General features: G+C 70.4%; 1 protein-coding gene. It reads right to left on the reverse strand.

Going from position 1 to position 25,472, the window contains the following annotated elements:
- Positions 1 to 3 precede the first annotated feature (3 nt).
- Positions 4 to 25,440: a type I polyketide synthase gene (locus SLV14N_RS02395; RefSeq protein WP_265872753.1), complete on the reverse strand. Its 25,437-nt coding sequence runs from the start codon at positions 25,438 to 25,440 to the stop codon at positions 4 to 6.
- Between the last annotated feature and the right edge of the window lie 32 nt (positions 25,441 to 25,472).

Here is a 25,472-nt window from a genome sequence, read left to right on the forward strand (position 1 = left end):
CGGTCACGACGTTCCCAGTTCCTTGTCGATGAGGTCGAACAGCTCGCCGGCGGTCGCGGCCGACTCCAGCTCGCCGTCTTCCTCATCGTTTTCCGTGTACGGATCCGCGCCTCGCTCCTGCCTGCCGCTGCCCTGCCATTGCTCGGTCAGCGCCCGCAGCCGCTCGGTGACTTGGGCCCGTTCCTCGTCATCGACCGTGGCTCCGGCAAGCGCCGCCTCCAGCCGGGTGAGCTCGCCGAGGACCGGCTGCGCGCCCGAGGTCTGGGGCAGGTCGATTTCGTCCAGGACATGGCGGACCAGGACGAGCGGTGTCGGATGGTCGAAGACGAGGGTGGCGGGCAGCCTGAGGTGAGTCGCCGCGTTGAGGTGGTTACGGAGCTCCACCGCCGTCAGCGAGTCGAAGCCCAGCTCCTTGAATGCCTGATCGGGTTCGATGTCCTCGGCGGATCCGTGTCCGAGGACGATCGCCACCTGGGTGCAGACCAGGTCGAGCAGATACTGTTCGCGGTCCGCCGGGGGCAGTGCGCCCAGCCGCTCCGCGAGATCCTGCGGTGTTGCCGCTCCCTTCGCCGCGGCGGAGGTCGCGGTACCGCGGCGGGCGGGTGCCCGGACCAGACCGCGCAGCAGCGGCGGTACGGCCTCGGGGTGTGCACGCAGCGGTGCCGTATCGAGGTTCATCGGCAGCAGCAGGGGGCGGGCCAGGTCCCGTGCGGTGTCGAGCAGGGCGAGGCCCTGTTCCGGGGTGAGGGGAAGCATGCCCCCGCGCGCCATGCGCTGCAGATCCGCCTCGCTCAGTTCGCCCGTCATGCCGACGCCGGGAGCCCAGGCGCCCCACGCCAGCGACTGTGCGGGAAGCCCCAGTCCACCGCGCCGGCACGCGAGCGCGTCCACGAACGCGTTCGCCGCCGCGTAGTTGGCCTGCCCCGCACTGCCGAACGTCCCCGCGACCGAGGAGAAGACGACGAACGCCGCCAGATCCTCGTCCCGGGTCAGCTCGTGCAGGTGGCTGACCGCGTCCACCTTCGGTGCGAGCACCTTGTCCAGCCGCTGCGGCGTCAGGGCGGACAGAACTCCGTCATCGAGCACCCCGGCCGTGTGCACGACCGCGGTGAGGGGGTGCTGCTTCGGGACGGAGTCCAGCAGCCCGCGCAGCGCCTCGCGGTCGGCGCTGTCGCATGCGGCGACGGTGACCTCGGCACCGAGGGCCGCGAGCTCTGCACGCAGCGCATCGACGCCCGGGGCCTGTGGTCCGCGCCGGCTGGCCAGGAGCAGGTGGCGCACTCCGTGCTCGGCCACCAGATGCCGGGCCACCAACGCGCCCAGACCACCGGTGCCGCCGGTCACCAGGGCCGTGCCCTGGGGGTCGAGGGGCACCGGCATGGTGAGCACGACCTTGCCGATGTGCCGGGCCTGGCTGAGGTAACGGAAGGCCTCCGGGGCTCTGCGCACCTCCCATGCCGTCACCGGCAACGGTTCCAGCGCACCCCGGTCGAAGAGGTCGAGGAGCGCGGTCAGCATCTGCCCGATCCGCTCGGGACCGGCGTCCCACAGGTCGAACGCCCGGTACCGGACACCCGCGTGCTCGGCCGCGATCTCCTGCGCGTCCCGGACATCGGTCTTGCCCATCTCCAGGAAGCGTCCGCCCCTCGGCAGCAGCCGCAGCGAGGCGTCCACGAACTCCCGTGCCAGGGAGTCCAGCACGACATCCACGCCCCGGCCGGCGGTGGTCGCCAGGAAGGACCGCTCGAAGTCCAGGTCACGGGACGAGGCGAGATGGGTCTCGTCCAGCCCCGAACTCCGCAGGGTCTCCCACTTTCCGGGACTCGCGGTGCCGAACACCTCCGCGCCCAGATGCCGGGCCAGCTGCACCGCGGCCATACCGACGCCGCCCGCGGCGGAGTGCACCAGCACCGACTCGCCCGCCTGCACCTCGGCCAGTTCCACCAGCGCGTAGTACGCCGTCAGGAACACGACCGGGACGGACGCCGCCTGCGCGAACGACCAGCCGTCGGGTATGCGGGCCAGCAGGCGGCGGTCCGCCACCGCGACGGGGCCGAAGGCGCCGAAGAACATCCCCATCACCCGGTCACCGGGCTGCAGGTCATGCACGCCGGCGCCGACCTCCAGCACCACTCCGGCGCCCTCACTCCCGAGCGCACCGGCCTCACCGGGGTACATCCCCAGCGCATTGAGCACATCGCGGAAGTTGACCCCGGCCGCACGCACGCCGATGCGTACCTGTCCGGCGCCCAACTCGGCGTTCACCTCCGGGCATTCGGCCAGGCGCAGATTCTCCAGGGTGCCCTTGTCGGCGATGTCCAGCCGCCAGGCGTCCCCGTCGGAGTCGGGCCGGCGCAGCGCCTCCGCGGACGCGACCCGGGCCAGCCTCGGTATGTGCACTGCTCCCGCCCGGACCGCGGCCTCGGGCTCGCCGCTCGCCAGCACACCGGGCACAGCAGCTGTCGACTCGGCCCTCCCGTCGAGGTCGATGAGCGTGAACCGGCCGGGGTTCTCGACTCCGGCTGCCCGGACCAGGCCCCAGACTGCGGCCTGCGCGGGGTCCGGGTGGTCCGCGTCCGAGGTGCTCACGGCACCGTGCGTGAGAAGCACCAGCCGGGAGCCGTCGAAGCGCGCATCCGCCAGCCAGCTCTGCAGCAGAGCGAGCGTCTCGTTGACGGCGGTGTGTGCACCGGCGGCCGTCCCGGGCGGGTGCGCCGCGCTCGCGCAACTGACCAGCACCACGGCGGGTGCCTCGTCGGCGAGTTCGTTCAGGCTGTCCGTTGCCTCCACTCGTACGCCGGTGCCGTCCAGGGCCACGGCCAGTGCCATGTCCCCGACGACCGCCCATGACTCGTCGGACTGTACGGAGGGCACGGGCGCGGTGACCCAGTCCACCTGGAACAGCGCCTCGTGGTAGGGGGCGCTGCCGCTCATCATCTGCTCACCAGAGACCTGACGGAGCGTCAGTGATTCGATGGAGGCGACCGCACCCCCTGTGGGGTCGGCCAGTTCGAGAGAGACCGACTCGGGCCCGGCCTGGACCAGGCGGACCCGCAGAGCGGTGGCTCCGGCGGCGCGCAGGGAGACGCCGTTCCAGGAGAACGGCAGCCGTCCCCGGCCGACATCCTCCATGGACACAAACATCATCGCGTGCAGTGCGGAGTCGAGCAGCGCGGGATGCAGCCCGAACGCTCCGGCCGGCCCGTCGTGCTCCTCCGGCAGTCCGACCTCGGCGAAGATCTCGTCGCCGCGCTGCCAGACGGCCTTCAGCCCGCGGAAGACCGGGCCATAGGCGAATCCGGCCTCGGCGAACCGACCGTAGAAGTCGTCGACCGAGGTGGCCTCGGCACCGTGCGGGGGCCAGACCGTGAAGTCGTACGGCTCGCCCTGGTCCGCGGCCGCCCCGGAGGACACCACACCGCTGGCGTTGCGCACCCACGGCTGTTCACCAAGGTCGTCCTCCTGCCGGGAGTACAGGTTCAGCGTCCGCCGCCCGGAAGCGTCCGGCGCCTCCACCGCCAGCTGCAGTTGCACCGCCCCGCGCTCCGGCAGGACCAGCGGCGCCGCGATCGTGAACTCCTCCACCCGGTCGCAGCCCACCTCGTCGGCCGCGCGTACGGCCAGTTCGAGGAAGCCCGTACCGGGGAACAGGACGGTACCGGTCACCGCGTGGTCCGCGAGCCACGGGTGGGTGCGCAGCGACAACCTCCCGGTGAAGAGGAAGGCATCGGAACCGGCCACCTCGACCGCCGCACCGAGCAGGGGATGGTCCGCCGAACCGAGACCCGCCGAGCTGATGTCCCCGGTCGGTATGACGGGGGGCTTGGGCCAGTAACGGTGCCGCTGGAAGGCGTAGGTCGGCAGGCCGACCCGGCGAGCATCGCGCCCTGCGAAGGCGGCCTCCCAAGTCAGCGGTGTCCCGGCGGCGAACACCTGGGCGAGGGCGGTGAGCAGGCCGGACGCCTCCGCACGGTCCTTCCGCAACGCGGGGACGAGGAGGTGGCCGGGCTCGTCGAGACACCCCTGCACCATGGCGGTCAGGGTGCCGTCCGGCCCGATCTCCAGGAACCGCGTGACCTCGTGCTCCTCCAGCCACCGGACACCATCCGCGAAACGGACGGCCTCACGGACATGACGCACCCAGTAGTCGGGAGACGTCAACTCCTGCGGCGTGGCGAGAGCGCCGGTCACGTTCGAAACCACCGGGATGCAGGGCTGCTCGTACGTGACGTTCTCGGCGATCGTCCGGAATTCCGCGAGCATCGGCTCCATCAGCGGGGAGTGGAAGGCATGGCTGACCTGGAGCCGCTTTACCTTCCGCCCCTCGGACTCGAAACGCCCGGCGATCTCCGCGACCGCGGACTCCTCACCGGCTATGACGATCGAGTTCGGGCCGTTCACCGCGGCGATACTCACCCGCCGCTCACGGCCTTCCAGCAGCGGCAACACCTCGGCCTCGGTGGCCTGGAGGGAGACCATGGCGCCGCCGGCCGGGAGAGCCTGCATCAACCGGCCACGGGCGGCCACCAGACGACAGGCATCCTCCAGCGACAGGACGCCCGCCACATGGGCAGCCACCAACTCACCAATGGAATGACCCATGAGGTAGTCGGGGCGAACCCCGAAGGACTCGACGAGCCGGAACAGCGCCACCCCCACCGCAAACAACGCCGGCTGAGTGAAACCAGTCTGGTTCAGCCGCTCCGCACCCGCGTCCTCATCCGTACCGAACACCACACCCCGCAACGGCGACGCCAACTCACCGTCGAAGTGCGCACACACCGCATCAAAGGCGTCCGCGAACACCGGGAACGCCTCGTACAACTCCCGTCCCATCCCCGACCGTTGTGCGCCCTGCCCCGTGAACAGCAGAGCCAGCCGGCCGTCCGTCCTTGCGGACCCGGTGACGGCGTGCGGAGAGGGGTCCTCAGCCGCCACGGCAGCCAGGCCGCGGAGCAGCTCGTTCCGATCCGAACCGAGAACCACGGCCCGGTGCTCCATGACCGAGCGCGTGGTGGCCAGCGACAGGCCCACGTCGGCAGTGCGCAGAGCCGGGAAGATCTCCACATGTGCGAGCAGCCGTGCGGCCTGTGCGCGGAGCGCGGACCTGGTCTTGCCGGTGATCACCCAGGGGACGGGGGAGGACTCCGCAGGTGTCCGGGCTCCCTCGCCGACCTCTTCCGCAGGTGCGGATGAGGCCTCGGATTCCGCGGACGGGGCTTCCTCCAGGATGGTGTGGGCGTTGGTGCCGCTGATGCCGAACGAGGACACACCGGCCCGCCGCGGCCGATCCGACTCCGGCCACTTGACCGCCTCCGTCAGCAGCCGCACCTCCCCCGCCGACCACTCCACATGCGACGACGGCTCATCGACGTGCAGAGTCCGCGGAAGGACGCCGTGCTGCAACGCCAGCACCATCTTGATCACACCCGCCGCACCCGCGGCCGCCTGCGTATGCCCGAGGTTCGACTTCACCGAACCCAGCCACAACGGCCGGTCCGGCTCGCGGTCCTGACCGTAGGTGGCGAGCAGCGCCTGCGCCTCGATCGGATCGCCCAGTGCCGTCCCCGTACCGTGCGCCTCGACCACATCCACGTCGGAGGGCGACAGTCCCGCCGCCCCGAGCGCCTGACGGATCACCCGCTGCTGGGAGGGACCATTCGGCGCCGTCAAACCATTTGACGCACCATCCTGATTCACCGCACTGCCACGCACCACCGCCAACACCCGGTGCCCGTTCCGCCGCGCATCCGAAAGGCGCTCCACCACCAGCACACCCACACCCTCGGAAAACCCCGCACCATCCGCAGCATCCGAAAACGCCTTGCACCGACCATCAGCAGCCAACCCCCGCTGCCGACTGAAATCCACAAACAACCCCGGCGTCGACATCACCGTCACACCACCCGCCAACGCCAGATCACACTCACCCGCACGCAACGACTGCACCGCCAAATGCAACGCCACCAACGACGCCGAACACGCCGTATCCACCGTCACCGCAGGCCCCTCAAGACCAAACACATACGACAACCGCCCCGACACCACACTCGCCGCATTACCCGTACCGATATAACCCCCCAAATCCTCCTCACCCGACGCCACCAACAACCCCGTGTAGTCCTGGCCATTGGTGCCGGCGAAGACGCCGGTACGGCTGCCACGTAGCGACACCGGGTCGATCCCGGCTCGTTCGAACGCCTCCCATGACGTCTCCAGCAACAACCGCTGCTGCGGATCCATCGCCACCGCCTCACGCGGCGAAATCCCGAAGAACCCGGGATCGAACTCGTCCACCCCCGGCAAGAACCCACCCTCACGCGTGGAAACCTTCCCCGGACGACCCGGCACCGGGTCATACAACCCCTCAACATCCCAACCACGATCCACCGGGAACGGCACCACACCGTCCCCACCCCCAGCCAACAACCCCCACAACTCCTCCGGCGACCCCACACCACCAGGGAACCGACAGCTCATCGCCACAATCGCCACCGGCTCGTCATGCTCCGCCTGTCCTGCCGGCACGGTGGTCGGCGCCGGCGCAGCCGCGTCATGGGCTGTCGTGTCGGACAGTTCGGCCAGCAGGAAGTCCGCGAGCACCGCACAGGTCGGGTAGTCGAAGACGAGGGTCGCGGGCAGCCGCAGACCGGTGATGCCGCTCATGCCGTTGCGCAGCTCGACGGCGCTGAGCGAGTCGAAACCGAGGTCGCTGAAGGCCCGTTCGGGGTCGATCGCCGAGGGACCGGCGTAGCCGAGCACTGTGGCGACATAGCTGCGGACGACGTCCAGGATCATGCCGGCGCGTTCGGACTCGGCGAGTCCCGCGAGGTGCTGGAGCAGCTTGGCGGCGTCCGAGCCGGTGTCGTCGCTCTCCTGTGCCGTGTCCAGGAAACGTTGCGCATCCGGCAGGTCGCGCAGCAGTGCGCTGGGCCGGGAGGCGGTGAAGGCGGGGGTGAACTTGTCCCACCCAAGGTCGGTGACGGAGACGTATGTCTCGTCGTGGTCCAGGGCCTGCTGGAGTGCTCCGCAGGCCAGTTCGGGCTGCATGTCGTAGACGCCGTAGCGCCGGAGCCGGTCGCCGACGGCGCCCTCACCCATACCGTCTCCGGACCAGTGGCCCCAGGCGGCGGCGGTGGCGGGGAGTCCTTCGGCGCGGCGCCGGTCGGCGAGTGCGTCGAGGAAGGCGTTGCCGGGGGCGTAGTTGCCGAGGCCCGGGCCGCTGATGGTGCCGGAGGTGGAGGAGAACAGCACGAACGCGGACAGCTCCCGTTCCCGGGTCAGCTCATCAAGGTTGAGCGCCGCGGTGACCTTGGCGCGCAGCACGGTGTCCATACGGCTGGGGTCGAGGGAGTCGATCACGCCGTCGTCCAGCGAACCCGCGACATGCATGACCGCGTCGAGGGGGTACTCCTCGGGAACGGCTGCCAGCAGGTCGTGCAGCGCATCGCGGTCGGCGACGTCGCAGGCGGCGATGGTGACGCGGGAGCCGAGCGCGGTGAGTTCGGTTTCGAGTTCCGCTGCGCCCGGTGCCCCGGAGCCGCGGCGGCTGGTGAGCAGCAGATGCTCGGCGCCGTGGCGGGCCAGCCAACGGGCGATGTGGCCGCCGACGGCTCCGGTGCCGCCGGTGACGAGGACGGTGCCGCGGGGCCGCCAGGTGCGCTGGGCCGGTGTGCCGGCGAGCGGGGCGCGTACCAGGCGGCGGCCGTAGGCTCCGGAGGCGCGCAGGGCGATCTGGTCCTCGCCGTCCGGGCTCGCGAGCAGGGCACAGAGCCGGTCAGCGGCCCGCTTGTCGAGAGCCTCGGGCAGGTCGAGGAGGCCTCCCCAGCGGTCGGAGTGTTCCAGGGCGGCGACGCGGCCCATGCCCCAGACCAGAGCCTGGTGGGCGTGGGTGACGGACTCGGAGCGGCCGATGGCGACCGCCCCACGGGTGGCGCACCACAGGGGCGCCTCGATGCCGAGGTCGCCGAGTGTCTGGAGGAGGGACAGGGTCCCGGCCAGTCCTACGGGAACGGCGGGGTGGGCGGGGTGGGTGCGCTCGTCCAGCGGGAGCAGCGACAGCACTCCGGTGAGGTCGTCGCCGCCGAGCGCCTCGCGCAGCCGGCCCGCGGTCCGCTCGCGGCCGGAGCCGTCCTCGGGGGCCAGCTCCACGAGGCGTACCCGGGCGCCGTGTGCGATGAGCGCTTCCTGTACGGCGGCCACCCGGCCCTCGGCGGTTTCCACCGCCGAGGCGACCAGCAGCCAGGTGCCGTGCAGGGCGGCGGCGGTGCGTTCGGCGAGCGGCGACCAGCGCACGGTGTACCGCCAGCTGTCGACGGTGGACTTCTCGCGGCTGTTCCTGCGCCACGACGACAGCGCGGGCAGTACGGCGCTCAGCGGCTCGTTGCCGTCCAGGGCGAGGGTGTCGGCGAGGGCCCGGAGGTCTTCCTGTTCGACGCTCTCCCAGAACTTCGCTTCGACAGCGTCGGTCAACGGCTTCTCCTGGCTGTCTGCGGCAGCGAGTTCACGTGCCTGGGGCCAGTACCGCGCACGCTGGAAGGCGTAGGTCGGCAGGTCGACGCGGTGGGCGCCGGTGCTCGCGAAGACGGCGGCCCAGTCGACGGCCACGCCCTGCGCATGTGCTTCGGCGAGGGAGGTGAGGAGCCGGCCGAGGCCGCCCGCGTCCCGGCGCAGGGTGCCGAGCACGGCGGCGTCCGTGCCGAGTGAGTCGACGCAGTCGCGGACCCCGCCGGACAGCACGGGGTGCGGGCTGACCTCGATGAAGGCACGGTGTCCTGCGGCCACCAGACCGCGGATGGCGTCCTCGAACCGCACGGTCTGCCGCAGGTTCGTGTACCAGTAGTCGGGGTCGAGGCCGGTGGTGTCCTGCCACTGGCCGGTGACGGTCGAGAAGAAGGGGATGGTGGCGGCGGCCGGGCTGATGCCGTCGAGTGCGTCGAGCACCTGGGCCCGCACCGGCTCGACCTGCGCCGAGTGGGAGCCGTAGTCGACGGAGACCTTGCGGGCCTGTACGCCGTCCGCGATCAGCACGGCGAACAGCTCGTCGAGCGCGTCCGCGGCGCCGGAGACCACGACGGAGGCGGGGCCGTTCACGGCGGCGACGGACAGCCGCTCGCCCCATGGCTCGATGCGCTCACGCACCGTCCCGGCGGGCAGTTGGACGGAGACCATGCCGCCGCTTCCCGTGAGGGCGGTCAGTGCCCGGCTGCGCAGGGCCACCACACGCGCCCCGTCGTCCAGGGTCAGCGCCCCGGCGACACAGGCGGCGGCGATCTCCCCCTGGCTGTGTCCGACGACCGCGTCGGGCTCCACTCCGTACGAGCGCCACAGCTCGGCGAGCGACACCATGACGGCCCACAGTGCGGGCTGGATGACGTCGACCCGTTCGAGGTCCGGTGCATCGGCGTCACCGCGCAGGACGGCCGTCAGTGACCAGTCGACGAAGGGGGCAAGGGCGCGTGCGCAGTCGGCCAGTCGATCGGCGAACACCGGTGAGCTGTCGAGCAGTTCGCGTGCCATGCCCGCCCACTGGCTGCCCTGGCCGGGGAAGACCAGGACGGGGCGGGCGCTTCCGTCGCGGGCGACGCCCCGGGGCACGTCGGAGACCATCGCGCCCTCGGCGATCTCCCGCAGGCCCCGGTCGAGGTCCTCCCGGTCGGCCACGACGAGCACCGCCCGGTGCTCGAAGGCGGAGCGCGTGGTGGCGAGCGAGAAGCCGACCCGGGTGAGGTCGCACTCGTCCGGCCGGGCGAGCAGGTGGGAACGCAGACGTGCGGCCTGGTCGCGCAGCGCATCCTCGGTACGCGCCGACAAGGGCACCGGCACAACGGGGAGAGCGGTTTCCGCGGAGGTTTCCGGCTGTGTCCGCTGCCGGGGTGCCTCCTCGACGATGACATGCGCGTTGGTGCCACTCATTCCGAACGAGGAGACACCGGCCCGGCGGGGCTCGTTCCCGTCCGGCCATGCGACGGCGTCGGTGAGCAGCCGTACGTTGCCTGCCGTCCAGTCGACGTGCGGGCTGGGCTCGTCGGCATGCAGCGTCCGGGGCAGCAGTCGGTTGCGCAGCGCCATCACCATCTTGATGACGCCGCCCACGCCGGCGGCGGCCTGGCTGTGTCCGATGTTCGACTTGAGCGAGCCGAGCCACAGCGGGCGGTCGTCGTCGCGGTCCTGTCCGTAGGCAGCGATCAGGGCCTGGGCTTCGATCGGGTCGCCGAGGGTGGTGCCCGTGCCGTGCGCCTCGACGGCGTCCACCTGCTGCGGGCCGAGGCCGGCGGCGGCCAGTGCCCGGCGGATGACCCGCTGCTGGGAGGGGCCGTTGGGGGCGGTGAGGCCGTTGGAGGCACCGTCCTGGTTGAGGGCGCTGCCGCGGATGACGGCCAGTACGGGATGCCCGTTGCGCCGGGCGTCGGACAGCCGCTCGACGGCCACCATGCCGACACCCTCGGCCCAGCTCGCGCCGTCGGCACCGGCCGAGAACGGCTTGCACCGGCCGTCCTCGGCGAGCGCCCGCTGCCTGCTGAACTCGATGAGCGAACCGGGGGTGGACATCACCGTGACACCGCCCGCGAGCGCGAGATCGCACTCGCCCTGACGGAGCGACTGGACGGCCAGATGCAGGGCGACCAGGGATGACGAGCAGGCGGTGTCGACGCTCACCGCCGGCCCTTCGAGGCCGAGGGTGTAGGCGATCCGCCCGGACAGCACACTGGGCGAGTTGCCGGTGCCGACGTATCCCTCGAAGCTCTCCTGCGCTCCGCCGAGGATGCCGATGTAGTCCTGGTAGGTGACGCCCGCGAAGACGCCGGTGAGGGTGCCGCGCGCGGCCGCGGGGTCGATCCCGGAGCGTTCCAGGGCCTCCCACGACGCTTCGAGGAGCAGCCGCTGCTGCGGGTCCATCGACAGCGCCTCGCGGGGGCTGATGCCGAAGAAGCCCGGGTCGAAGTGGCCGGCGTCGTGCAGGAAACCGCCTTCGCGGGTGTAGCACGTGCCCGGGTGATCCGGGTCCGGGTGGTACAGGCCGCCGAGGTCCCAGCCACGGTCGTCGGGGAACGGGGAGATCCCGTCGCCACCCGCGGCGACCAGCTCCCACAACTCCTCGGGGGTGCGAATTCCGCCCGGGTAGCGACAGCTCATCCCGACGATGACAACCGGGTCGTTGCCGAGGGGCGCACCGGACGGCGTGGGTGCCAAGACGCCCGTTTCTCCGGTGAGTTCACCGTCCATGTAGCGGGCGAGTGCCACCGGGGTCGGGTAGTCGAACACGAGCGTGGCGGGCAACGCCATACCCGTCGCTTCCCTGAGCTGGTTGCGCAGCTCGACGGCGGTGAGGGAGGTGAATCCGAGTTCGGTGAAGCTCCGGGAGGGCTCGACCTCGTCGGGGCCGGCATAGCCGAGGACATGGGCGATCCGGGTACGGACGAGAGTCAGCAGCACTCGGCCGCGCTCGGCCGTCCCCTTCCCGGCGAGCTGCCGCGCCATGCGGGAGGCCGCCGTCGCCTGCTCGCGTGTGGCGATCCGTCGCCCGGAGCCCTGCACCAAGGTGCTGAGGACCGCCGGCAGCGGGGCCGCGGAGCTGCGCAGTGCGGCGCGGTCCACCCGCGCGGGAAGCAGCACGCTCCGGCCCGTCGCCCGAGCGGCGCCCACCAGCGCCGCAGTCTCCTCCACCGGCACCGCGGAAAGCCCCGGGGTACCGGCACCGGGCGGCGGGAGCAGTGCCAGGGCGGGCAGGCCGGCGGCGGCACGCCGGTGAGCGAGCGCGGCCAGCTGCCCGCACCCCGGAGCGTTGGCCGGACCGATGCCGATGAGGACGAACGCGGACGGCGCACCGTCCCCGTCGGTCCCGCGGGTCAGCTCGTCCAGGCGCCGTGCCGTATCGATGTCGCGGCTCCGGCCGAGATCGGCGGTGTGCACGACCGCACTGACCGGTCGTGCGGCCGCCTGGATCGCGGCAATCGCCGCCTCCAGGACATCCGGGCCCCGGCCCCCTTCCCCGTCCCCGTCTTCCCCGTCTTCCCCGTCTTCCTGGTCCTGGTCCTGGTCCTGGTCCTGGTACGCAACGGTCTCCACCTGCGCCTGGACCTCAAGGGCACCGGCGACCTGCTCGGCGAACGGTCCGGTGACCAGGACCGTTCCGGCGGGATCCACATCCAGCACGGTGAGGGCGGTCGGCGCGCACCTCACCAGTCGCGGCGCCGACACCTCACCCCCACGAACAGCGATCTCGGACTCGCCCGTGGCAACCGCGGCGGGCAGGACACGGAGGGAGTCGAGGTCGTTGTCGAGGTCGTTGTCGAGGTCATTGTCGATGTCCACGAGCACCATGCGGCCCGGGTGTTCGGCCTGGACAACGCGGAGCTCGTCCCAGAGGGCGGCGGCCTCGGCGTCCGGTGCCCCGTCACCGATGGCGACGGCACCTCGGGTGACGCACACCAGACGGGCCGCCGGCTCCTGGACCAGCCGTTCGCCCAGCGCCATGAGGGTGGTGTGCGCTTCGGCCGCAGTGACGACACCGGTCACGAACACCGTGTCGGCAGTCGTGGAATCGGCGGCCTCGGCTGTGTTGGTGCCCAGTGCTTCGGCCAAGCCCCAGCGGTCGCTCCCCACTACGGTTAGCCGCGGCGCAGGGGCATCCGCTGCCAGGTCCCGGACCATGTCCGAGTCCACGGCCCCTTCCAGGGCTTTCACGGCTTCCACGGCTTCCACGGCTTCCACGGCGATCGGTGCCCAGTGGAGACGGAGCAGCGAAGCCGGCAGCGCAGGCGTACGGTCGTCCGGCAGCTCGCCGGTCTTGCGCATCAGCATCGAATCGACCGCGACCACCGGCTGCCCGGAGCCATCAGCCGCCTGGAGGGACACCTCGTCAGGCCCGCGGCGGGTCAGCCGGATGCGCAGTGCGGTCGCGCCGGTCGCCTGCAAGGACACACCACGCCACGCGAACAGCATGGCCTCCGTCGCCACACCGTCCAGGACACCGAGGCCGAGGGGATGGAGCGCCGCGTCCAACAGCGCCGGATGCAGAGAGAATCCCTCGGCTCCGGACTCCGGCAGCTCGGCCTCGGCATACACACCGTCGGCGGCCTGCCAGACGTTTCGCACGCCGCGGAAGGCTGAGCCGTAGTCGAATCCGGCTGCCGCCAGCCCGTCGTACAAGTCGTCGATGTCCACGGGCTCCGCGCCGGCGGGCGGCCATACCGCAAAGTCGAAGGGCTGCGACGAACCGCTCTCCGCCAGGACGCCGCTCGCATGCCGCGTCCACGGCACATCGGCCGACGCCACCGCAGGACGCGCATACACGCCAAGTGCCCGGTCACCGGAGGCATCCGGGTCCTCGATACGCAGCTGCAACTGCACCGCACCGTCCTCGGTGAGCACAAGCGGTGCTTCGAGGGCGAGTTCCCTGATGTGGGAGCAGCCGACCTCATCCCCCGCACGCACCGCGAGCTCCAGGAAAGCCGTACTCGGTACGACGATCGCGCCCGCCACGCGGTGCTCGGCAAGCCACGGCTGCGTCCGGGCGGAGAGCCGCCCGGTCAGCACCACCTCATGGCCACCGGCCAGAGACACCGTCGCGCCCAGGAGCGGGTGTCCGGCGGCGGCAAGGCCGATCGACGAGGCGTCCGCGGTGGTGGGCGGTATCTCCAGCCAGTAGCGCTGGTGTTGGAAGGCGTAGGTGGGCAGGTCGACGGGCGTGTGGGCGGGGGTGGTGGCAGTGGCAGTGGCAGTGGCAGTGGCAGTGGCAGTGGCAGTGGCAGTGGCAGTGGCAGTGAAGAACGTCTGCCAGTCGATGCCGATGCCGTGGACGAACGCCCGCCCGGCGGCCGACAGCACCGCGGACACCTCACCGCGGTCATCGCCACGAAGAACAGGAATAAGGACCTGATCCGCATCCACGTCACCGTCGAGGCACCCCTGCGCCATGGCGGTCAGGGTGCCGTCGGGCCCGATCTCCAGGAACCGCGTGACCTCGTGCTCCTCCAGCCACCGGACACCATCGGCGAAGCGGACGGCCTCACGGACATGTCGTACCCAGTAGTCGGGAGACGTCAACTCCTGCGGCGTGGCGAGAGCGCCGGTGACGTTCGAGACCACCGGAATACGTGGCTGCTCGTACGTGACGCTCTCCGCCACCGCCCGGAAATCGTCGAGCATCGGCTCCATCAGCGGCGAGTGGAAGGCATGGCTCACCCGCAGCCGCTTCACCTTCCGCCCCTCGGACTCGAAACGCCCGGCGATGTCCGCCACCGCGGACTCCTCACCGGCTATGACGAGCGAGTTCGGGCCGTTCACCGCGGCAATACTCACCCACCGCTCACGGCCTTCCAGCAGCGGCACCACCTCGGCCTCGGTGGCCTGGAGAGACACCATCGCCCCACCCGCCGGCAACGCCTGCATCAACCGGCCGCGCGCCTCCACCAGACGACAGGCATCCTCCAGCGACAGGACGCCCGCCACATGGGCAGCCACCAACTCACCAATGGAATGACCCATGAGGTAGTCGGGGCGAACCCCGAAAGACTCGACGAGCCGGAACAGCGCCACCTCCACCGCAAACAACGCCGGCTGAGTGAAACCAGTCTGGTTCAGCCGCTCCGCATCCGCGTCCTCATCCGTACCGAACACCACACCCCGCAACGGCGACGCCAACTCACCGTCGAAGTGCGCACACACCGCATCAAAGGCGTCCGCGAACACCGGGAACGCGTCATACAGCTCCCGGCCCATCCCCAGCCGCTGCGCACCCTGCCCCGTGAAGAGCAGGGCCAGCCGGCCTCCGGTGTTCACCGCACCCGTTACCGCATGGACCGCAGCAGGTCCCTCTGCCACAGCGGTAAGGCCTTCGAGGAGTGCCGCGCGCTCGGTGCCGAGGACGACGGCTCGGTGTTCAAACGCCGCACGTGTCGTGGCCAGGGCAAACCCCACCTCGGGCGCGCCGAGTTCAGGCCGGGCCTCCACATGCGCCAACAACCGCTGCGCCTGCGCCCGCAGCCCCTCCCGACTCCGCGCCGACACCACCCACGGCACCACGCCCCCGACCACACCCACCGGCCCGGCCTCCGAGCCCTCCTCCACCGGAGCCTGCTCGATCACCACATGCGCATTGGTCCCACTGACGCCAAAGGCAGAAACTGCACCCCGCCCCGGTCGACCGCTGTCCGGCCATCCCACGGCTTCGGTCAGCAGACGCACGTTGCCGGCCGACCAGTCCACATGCGACGACGGCTCATCAGCGTGAAGAGTCTGCGGAAGGATGCCGTGCTGCAACGCCAGCACCATCTTGATGACACCCGCCGCACCCGCAGCCGCCTGCGTATGCCCGATGTTCGACTTCACCGAACCCAGCCACAACGGCCGGTCAGCCGGGCGGTCCTGGCCGTACGTCGCCAGCAGCGCCTGTGCCTCGATCGGGTCACCCAGGGACGTCCCCGTACCGTGCGCCTCGACCACATCCACATCCGACGGCGAGAGTCCCGCACCCGCCAGCGCCTGGCGGATCACCCGCTGTTGGGAGGGACCATTCGGCGCCGTCAGACCATTCGACGCACCATCCTGATTCACCGCACTGCCACGCACCACCGCCAACACCCGATGACCATTCCGCCGCGCATCCGACAGCCGCTCCACCACCAGCACACCGGCGCCCTCAGCCCAACCGGTGCCATCCGCAGCATCCGAAAACGCCTTGCACCGACCATCAGCGGCAAGACCGCCCTGAAGACTGAACTCGACAAAGGCTCCAGGGTTGCCCATGACCGTCACACCACCGGCGAGGGCAAGGTCGCATTCGCCCGAGCGCAGGGACTGCACCGCCAGATGCAAGGCAACCAGCGACGACGAACACGCCGTGTCCACCGTCACCGCCGGCCCCTCCAGACCCAGCGCATACGACACGCGACCCGACACCACAGCGCCCGAGCTTCCGGTGAGCAAGTGCCCCCCGAGCCCTTCCGGAGCCTCCCGCAGCCCGGACCCGTAGCCCGAACTGCTGGCACCAACGAAGACACCGGTACGGCTGCCCTTGGCCGAAGTGGGGCTGACGCCCGAGCGTTCGAGGGCTTCCCAGGAGGTTTCCAGCAGCAGCCGCTGCTGCGGGTCGATCGCGACGGCTTCACGCGGACTGATACCGAAGAACGCCGGATCGAACTGGGCGGCATCATGCAGGAAACCGCCCGAGCGCGTTCGGCTCGCACCTGCCTGGCCGGTGTCGTTCCCGAAGAGGGCATCGAGGTCCCAGCCACGATCCGTCGGGAATCCGGAGATCGCGTCCTCGGCTCCGGCCACCAGCCGCCACAGGTCCTCAGGACTTGCCACCCCACCGGGAAGCCTGCAGCTCATCCCAACGATGACCACCGGATCGTCCGAGGTGGACGCCGGCGCCGGCAAACCAGATACCACGTCCGTCCTGGTCCCGAACAGCTCACCGTCCAAGAAACGCGCCAGGTCAGCCGGCGTCGGATAGTCGAAGACCAAAGTGGCGGGCAGCCGAAGGCCGGTCTCGGCATTCAGCGCGTTGCGCAGCTCGACGGCAGTGAGCGAGTCGAACCCCAAGTCCCGGAATGCGCCGATTTCGAGATCCATGGATTTGGCGTAGCCGAGGACTGCCGCGGCGTGAGTACGCACCAGCTCCAGCAGCGCCCGCTCCCGCTCCACAACCGACAGCCCCGCCAACCGCCCCCGCACTACACCAGAACCCTCACCAGTGGCCCCGGCAGCCAACGCCGTCCGCACCTCCGGCAGATCCTCCAGCAACGGACTCGGACGGGCACTGGTGAACGCCGGAGCGAAGCGTTCCCACTCCACATCCGCCACCACCACCGAACCCTCACCCGCACCAACCGCCGCCTCCAACGCCGACACCGCCAACGCCGGATCCAACGCCCTCAACCCACGCCGCAGCAGATGCTCCTCCGCACCCTCCACACCAGCCATACCGCCACCGGCCCACGGACCCCACGCCACCGCACAACCCACCACACCCCGCGCACGACGCGCCTCAACCAACCCCTCCACAAAGGCGTTCCCCGCCGCATACGCCCCCTGACCACCACTCCCCCACACACCAGCAACCGACGAAAACACCACAAACGCATCCAGCACCCGATCCCGCAGCACCTCATCCAGCACCACAGCACCGGTAACCTTCGCCCCCATCACCTCACCAAAATGCTCCGCATCCGCCTCCCCCAACGACACGGAATCCACCACACCCGCCGCATGAACCACGGCATCCACCGCCGCACAGCCCGACAACAACTCCTCAACCGCATCCCGGTCCGCCACATCGCAGGCCGCCACCGTCACCCGAACCCCAAGGGCAGACAGCTCCAACTCCAACTCCGACGCGCCAGGGGCCTCCAGGCCCCGACGGCTGGTGAGGATCACATGCTCGGCACCGCGTTCGGCCACCCAGCGCGCCACACGCGCACCCAACGCACCCGTACCACCCGTAATCAACACCGTCCCCCGCGGCCGCCAACCATCAGCCGCATCCCCAGCAGGAGCCGGGGCGTGCGCCAGCCTCCGCCCGAAGACACCGGACGCCCGCACCGCCACCTGATCCTCACCACCATCAGCGAGAACCCCGACCAGGCGGTAGAGCACCCCACGGTCCACAGCCTCCGGAAGATCCACCAAACCGCCCCAACGATCCGGCAACTCCAAAGCCGCCACCCGACCCAAACCCCACACCGCCGCCCCCGCCGGATCCGGACCACCATCGAACTGGCCGGTGGCAACAGCCCCCCGCGTCACCACCCACACACGCCCACCCACACACGCATCACCCAACGCCTGCACCACCACCGCAGTACGCACCACATCCGCCGCACCCACCACCAGCACACCAGCAACCGGCTCCGCACCGGCCACCTCACCCACACGCTCAGCCAACAGCCTCCGGTCCCACTCCCCCGCGGCACACTCCACCCGCTCAACCGTTACACCACACGCCGCCAACCCCTCCACCACAGCCTCGGCGTACGGATCCCCCGCTGCCACCACCGCAAGCCAGCGACCATCCGGCACCCCACCGGACTGCGCAGCGAGCGGCTTCCACTCCACCCGATACCGCCAGTTCTCACTCGGGTCGGAACCAGGTGCAGGCGTCGGCCAGTAGCGCTCGCGCTGGAACGCGTACGTGGGCAGATCCACTCGCCGGGCGGCGGGGAAGCACATACGCCAATCCACATCCATGCCGAGCACGAACGCATGCGATACAGCGGTCAGCAGGGCCTCGGCCTCGGAGCGGTCCTTACGCATCGCGGGAAGCAGAGAGAGATCAGGTGCCGAGAGGCAGAGATCTGCCATGGCGGTCAGGGTGCCGTCCGGGCCCATTTCCAGGAACCGGGTCGCCCCGTGCACCTCCAACCACCGCACACCGTCAGCGAAACGGACGGCCTCACGCACATGCCGCACCCAGTAATCAGGGGACGTCAATTCCTCCGCCGCAGCGAACTCACCGGTCACATTCGAGACCACGGGGATACGCGGCTCCGCGTACACCACGCTCTCCGCAACCGCCCGGAACTCGTCCAACATCGGCTCCATCAACGGCGAATGGAAAGCATGACTCACCTGCAGCGGCTTCACCTTCCGGCCCTCGGACTCGAAACGCCCCGCGATCTCCGCCACGGCGGATTCCTCACCGGAGACCACGACCGAGCGCGGACCGTTCACCGCGGCGATACTCACCCGCTGCTCCTGGCCCTCCAACAGCGGCAACACCTCGTCCTCCGACGCCTGAAGCGACACCATCGCCCCACCCGCCGGCAACGCCTGCATCAACCGCCCACGCGCCGCCACCAAACGACACGCATCCTCCAGCGACCACACCCCCGCCACATACGCAGCCACCAACTCACCAATGGAATGGCCCATGAGGTAGTCGGGACGGATGCCGAAGGACTCGACGAGCCGGAACAGCGCCACCTCCACCGCAAACAACGCCGGCTGAGTGAAACCGGTCCGGTTCAGGGCCTCCGCATCCGAATCCGCCTCTGCAAGCGCCTCGTCACCGAACACCACACCCCGCAGCGAAGACTCCAACTCACCGTCGAAGTGCGCACACACCGCATCAAACGCATCCGCGAAAACCGGGAACACGTCATACAGTTCACGGCCCATGCCCAACCGCTGAGCGCCCTGGCCCGCGAACAGCAGCGCCAGCCGGCCCTCGGTCCGGGAACCACCGATGACACCGGGTGTGCGGTGGCCGTCGGCGAGCGCGGCCAGTCGGTGGACTGCCGATGCCGGGTCATCCGCCAGTACCACCGCGCGGTGGTCGAAGTGCAGGGAGCGGGTCGTGGCGAGCGAGAAGCCCAGGTCCGCCAGGGCCAGTTCCGGGTCGGCCTCGTAGGCCGCGCGCAAACGAGCCGCCTGCGCGCGGAGGGTGGCCTCGGTACGTGCGGAGAGGACCATCGGTATGACGGACGGGCGCGCGGGTGATGCCTGGGGGGCTGCCTCGGCGGTGGGCTGCGGTTCCGGGGCGCGTTCCAGGACCACATGTGCGTTGGTGCCGCTGATACCGAACGAGGACACACCTGCCCGGCAGACATGGGCCGCTGCTTCGTCGTGGTGCGGCCAGGCGACCGGCTCCGTGAGCAGCCGTACGTTGCCCTCCGACCAGTCCACATGGGGTGAGGGAGCATCCACGTGCAGGGTCCGCGGCAGCACACCGTGCTGGAGCGCCAGCACCATCTTGATGACACCGGCGACGCCGGCCGCTGCCTGGGTGTGCCCGATGTTCGACTTCACCGAGCCCAGCCACAACGGCCGGTCCTCGGCGCGGTCCTGGCCGTAGGTGGCAAGGAGTGCCTGTGCCTCGATGGGGTCGCCGAGTGCCGTTCCTGTGCCATGCGCTTCGACCGCGTCCACGTCCGAGGCCGTCAGGCCGGCGCTCGCCAGTGCCTGTCGGATCACCCGCTGCTGGGAGGGGCCGTTGGGTGCCGTCAGACCGTTCGATGCGCCGTCCTGATTCACCGCGGATCCGGCCACGACGGCCAGTACGCGGTGACCGTTCCGGCGGGCATCCGACAGCCGCTCCACGAGCAGCATTCCGACGCCCTCACCCCAGCCGGTGCCGTCGGCGTCCGCAGCGAATGGCTTGCACCGTCCGTCCGGGGCGAGCCCGCGCTGCCGGCTGAACTCCACGAACGCTCCGGGCGTCGACATCACCGTCACACCGCCCACCAGCGCCATGTCGCACTCGCCGGAGCGGAGGGACTGCGCCGCCCAGTGCAGGGCCACCAGCGACGACGAGCACGCCGTGTCCACGGTCACCGCAGGGCCCTCCAGGCCGAGCGTGTAGGCCACTCGCCCGGACACCACGCTCGCGGCGTTTCCGGTACCGATATAGCCGTCGAAGTCGTCCGGGGAATGGGCCAGCAGCGCCGGGTAGTCCTGACCATTCGTGCCGACGAAGACGCCCGCCCGGCTGCCCCGTACGGACTGCGGATCGATGCCGGCGCGCTCCAGGGCTTCCCAGGACACTTCGAGCAGCAGACGCTGCTGCGGATCGGTTGCTACCGCTTCCCGGGGGCTCATGCCGAAGAAAGCAGGTTCGAACTGGTCCACGTTCTTCAGGAAGCCACCGACATTGACGTACGTGGTTCCCGGGTGTTCCGGGTCGGGATCGTAGACCGCGTTCAGGTCCCAGCCGCGGTCGGCCGGGAACGCCCCGACGGTGTCCGTACCGTCCGACAGCAGCTTCCAGAAGGATTCCGGGGAGTCAACGCCGCCCGGGAACCGGCAGCTCATCCCCACGATGGCGAGGGGGTCGCCGCCGTCACTTGCGGAGAGGGCCGCCGACTGCTCGACGTCATCCTGAGCCGGCGCGATGCGGGTGCGCAGAAATGCAGCCAATGCCGTGGGCGTCGGATAGTCGAACACCACCGTTGCGCTCAGGGTGATCCCGCAGGCCAGGCTCAGTGCGTTACGCAGCTCCACGGCGGTCAGCGAGTCGACACCGAGGTCCCGGAAGGGCCGGTTCGGCGATACCTCGGCGGTACCCGCGTAATGCAGCACCCCGGCGGCGTACGACCGGACGAGATCGGTGAGTACGCGTTCCTGTTCGGCCGGCTCCAGTCCCGCAAGCTGCCGGTACAGCTCGGACCGGCGGTCATCGCCTCCCGTGTCTGCGGCCTGCTCGACCGCGGTACGGATCTCCGGAAGATCGCCGATCAGCGGGCTCGGGCGGACCGTGGCGAAGGCAGAACGGAAGTCCGCCCAGACGATGTCGGCGATCACCAGACCGGGCGTACCGGAGCGGATCGCGTTCCCCATGGCCTCGACGGCGAGGTCCGGCCGCAGCGGGGACACTCCGCCCCGGCGCATGCGCTGGGCCATCGACTCGTCGCTCGCCATACCGGTCTCGCCCCATGGGCCCCAGGCGAGGGAGGTCGCGGCTAGTCCTTCGGCCGCTCGCCGCTCGGCAAGGGCGTCCAAGTAGGCATTGGCGGCCGCGTAGTTGGCCTGGCCGGCGGCGCCGATGGTGCCCGCGAAGGATGAGAACAGGACGAAGGCCGAGAGGTCACGGCCGCGGGTCGCCTCGTGCAGGTTCAGGGCCGAGGCGGCCTTGGCCTGCATGACGGCGGCGAACCGCTCGGGGGTGAGGGAGTCGAGTACGCCGTCATCGAGTACGGCGGCGGCGTGGAAGACGGCGTCCACGGGATGTTCGCAGAGCAGTGCCTCGACCGCGTCCGGATCTGCGACATCGCAGGCCGCCACGGTCACTCGTACGCCGAGGGCAGACAGCTCCGACTCCACCTCCGACGCACCGGGAGCATCCGGGCCCCGGCGGCTGGTGAGGACCACATGGCCGGCACCGCGTTCGGCCACCCAGCGCGCCACACGGGCACCCAGCGCGCCCGTACCACCCGTAATCAGCACCGTCCCGCGCGGCCGCCAACCGTCCGCCGAGTCCTCAGCGGGAGCGTGTGCCAGCCGGCGCCCGAAGACCCCGGACGCCCGCACCGCCACCTGGTCCTCCCTACCATCAGCGAGAACCCCGGCCAGGCGGTCGAGCGCCCTGCGGTCCACAGCCTCCGGCAGATCCACCAGACCACCCCAACGGTCCGGATACTCCAGCGCCGCCACCCGGCCCACGCCCCACACCGCCGCCTGCACCGGATCCGGACCGGCATCCGACCGACCGATCGCGACAGCCCCCCGCGTCACCACCCACACACGCCCACCCACACCGGCGTCGCCCAGCGCCTGCACCAACACCGCGGTACGCACTGCATCCGCGGCGCCCACTGCCAACACGCCGGCGACCGGCTCCGCACCGGCCACCTCACGCACCTGCGCGGCGAGCAGACCCCGGTCCCAGTCCCCCGCGGCACACTCCACCCGCTCAACCGTCACACCACACGCCGCCAGCCCCTCCACCACGGCCTCGGCGTACGTGTCCCCTGCTTCCACCACCGCAAGCCAGCGACCGTCCGGCACCCCACCGGACTGCGCAGCGAGCGGCTTCCACTCCACCCGATAGCGCCAGCCGTCCACCACCGACCGCTCACGCCGCTGCCGCCGCCACAACGTCAGCGCAGTGCGCGCCTCCTCCCACGAGGCGTCGCCGGCAATCGCCAGTTCCCCGGCCAGCGCTGCCGCATCACCACGCTCGATCGCGTCCCAGAGTTGCGCGTCGGCACCCTCCAGCGCGTGGGCCGCGGCGCCCTCGGCCTCTGTCCCCGTCGCCGCCAGCCAATAGCGCTGACGCTGAAAGGGATAGGTCGGCAGATCGACGGGCCGTGTCCCGGGCAGCAGCGCGGCCCAGTCGAGTACGGCGCCGTGCGCGTGCAGCTGCGCAAGAGCCGTCACCACGTGCTGTGCCTCGGACCCGTCCCTTCGCAGCGCGGGAACCGCCACGTGCGCGGGGCCCTCCACACACATCTGAGCCATCGCGGTGAGCGTCCCGTCGGGACCGATTTCGAGAGAGCGGGCGACGCTGTGCTCCTCCAGCCAGCGGATGCCGTCGGCGAAGCGGACGGCCTCACGGGCGTGACGCACCCAGTAGTCGGGGGACGTCAAATCCTGCGGTGTGGCGAGTTCGCCGGTCACGTTCGAGACCACCGGGATACGGGGCTCTTCGAATGCCACGCTTTCGGCGACCGTTCGGAACGCGTCGAGCATCGGCTCCATCAGCGGCGAGTGGAAGGCATGGCTGACCTGGAGCCGCTTCACCTTCCGACCCTCGGACTCGAAATGCCCCGCGATCTCCGCCACGGCGGATTCCTCACCGGAGACCACGACCGCCTGCGGACCGTTCACCGCGGCGATACTCACCCGCTGCTCCTGGCCCTCCAGCAGCGGCAACACCTCATCCTCGGCGGCTTGGAGGGAGACCATGGCGCCACCCGCCGGCAACGCCTGCATCAACCGCCCACGCGCCGCCACCAAACGGCACGCGTCCTCCAGGGACAGGACGCCCGCCACATACGCAGCCACCAACTCACCAACGGAATGGCCCACCAGGAAATCCGGCCGCACACCGAACGACTCCACCAGCCGGAACAGCGCCACCTCCACCGCGAACAACGCCGGCTGAGTGAACTCCGTCCGGTTCAGCGCCTCGGCATCGTCGCCGAACACGACCTCCCGCAGCCGAGCCCCCAACTCGCCCTCGAAGCACGCACACACCGCATCAAAAGCGTCCGCGAACCCCGGGAACGTGTCATACACCTCACGTCCCATTCCCGGACGTTGGGAACCCTGCCCCGCGAACAGAAAGGCCGTCTTCGCGCCGGGCAGGTCCGTCCCCCGCACGATGCCTTCGGTGTACTCGTCACGGGCGAGGGCGTCCAGTGCCGCGACCAGTTCCGCGCGGCTGCTGCCGAGGACGACGGCACGGTTCTCCAGCGCGGCGCGCGTCGAGGCGAGCGAGCGGGCGAGGTCCCGTATGTCGTACCCGGGGTGGGCATCGACGTGCGACAGCAGCCTTCTGGCCTGCTCGCGGAGGGCGGAGTCACCGCGCGCCGAGAGGACCCAGGGCACCATCGGCAGCCGCGCGGACGCGGCCGTGCCGTCCTGCGGTTCTTCTTCGGGTGCGGGCTCCGCCTCGGGTGCCTGCTCGATCACCGCGTGCGCGTTGGTGCCACTGACGCCGAAGGCGGAGACCGCCGCCCGTCCCGGTCGCCCGTTCTCCGGCCATCCGACGGCCTCGGTGAGCAGTCGTACGTTGCCGGCCGACCAGTCCACATGCGACGACGGCTCATCGACGTGCAGGGTCTGCGGGAGGATGCCGTGCTGTAGCGCCAGCACCATCTTGATGACACCGGCCGCACCCGCGGCCGCCTGCGTATGACCGATGTTCGACTTGACCGACCCCAGCCACAACGGCCGGTCCTCGTCCCGGTCCTGACCGTACGTCGCGATCAGCGCCTGCGCCTCGATCGGATCGCCCAGGGACGTCCCCGTGCCATGTGCCTCGACGGCGTCCACGTCGGAGGGCGACAGCCCGGCCGCCCCGAGCGCCTGACGGATCACCCGCTGCTGCGAAGGACCATTCGGCGCCGTCAGACCGTTGGAGGCGCCGTCCTGGTTCACGGCGGTGCCGCGTACGACCGCCAGCACCCGGTGGCCGTTGCGCCGGGCATCCGAGAGGCGCTCCAGCACCAGCATGCCGACGCCCTCGGCCCACCCCGTGCCGTCCGCGGCCTCCGCGAACGCCTTGCAACGGCCATCGGCCGCAAGGCCGCGCTGCCTGCTGAACTCGATGAACGCCCCGGGTGTGGCCATCACCGTCACCCCGCCCGCCAGGGCGAGCGTGCACTCGCCGGACCGGAGGGCTTGTGAAGCCAGGTGCAGCGCGACCAGGGAGGAGGAGCAGGCCGTGTCCACGGTCACGGCAGGGCCCTCAAGGCCCAGTGTGTACGCGACACGACCCGACACGACCGAGGTCGAGTTGCCCGTCAGGAGATGACCACGGACATCGTCGGGAATATCGCGAAGGCCGGCGCCGTACTCCTGGCCGCTGGCCCCGACGAAAACACCGCTGCGGCTTCCCCGCAGCCCCAGGGGATCGATTCCGGCGCCTTCGCATGCCTCCCAGGACGCTTCGAGCAGCAGTCGCTGCTGCGGGTCCATCGCGAGCGCTTCACGCGGCGAAATCCCGAAGAAGCCGGGGTCGAATTCGGTGGCCTCGTAGATGAAACCGCCCTTGCACGAGTAGCTCGTGCCCGATCCACCTGCCTCCGGGTCGTACAACGCATCGGCATCCCAGCCACGGTCCTGCGGCCACTCGGAGATGGCGTCTTCCCCGCTGTGCAGCAGACGCCAGAATTCCTCCGGCGACCGCACACCCCCAGGAAGGCGGCAGCTCATCCCGACGATTGCGACCGGCTCCTGCCGCTGCGATTCCAGCTCCTGCAGGCGCCGACGGGTCTCATGCAGGTCCGCGGTGACCCACTTGAGGTAGTCCCGAAGCCGTTCTTCATTCGCCATGTGGAACTTGCCCCATACGTTGTAGACCGGAA

Origin of the sequence: Streptomyces sp. Je 1-4 4N24 (genome assembly GCF_026239515.1) — a bacterium.
Taxonomy (GTDB): Bacteria; Actinomycetota; Actinomycetes; order Streptomycetales; family Streptomycetaceae; genus Streptomyces; species Streptomyces nigrescens.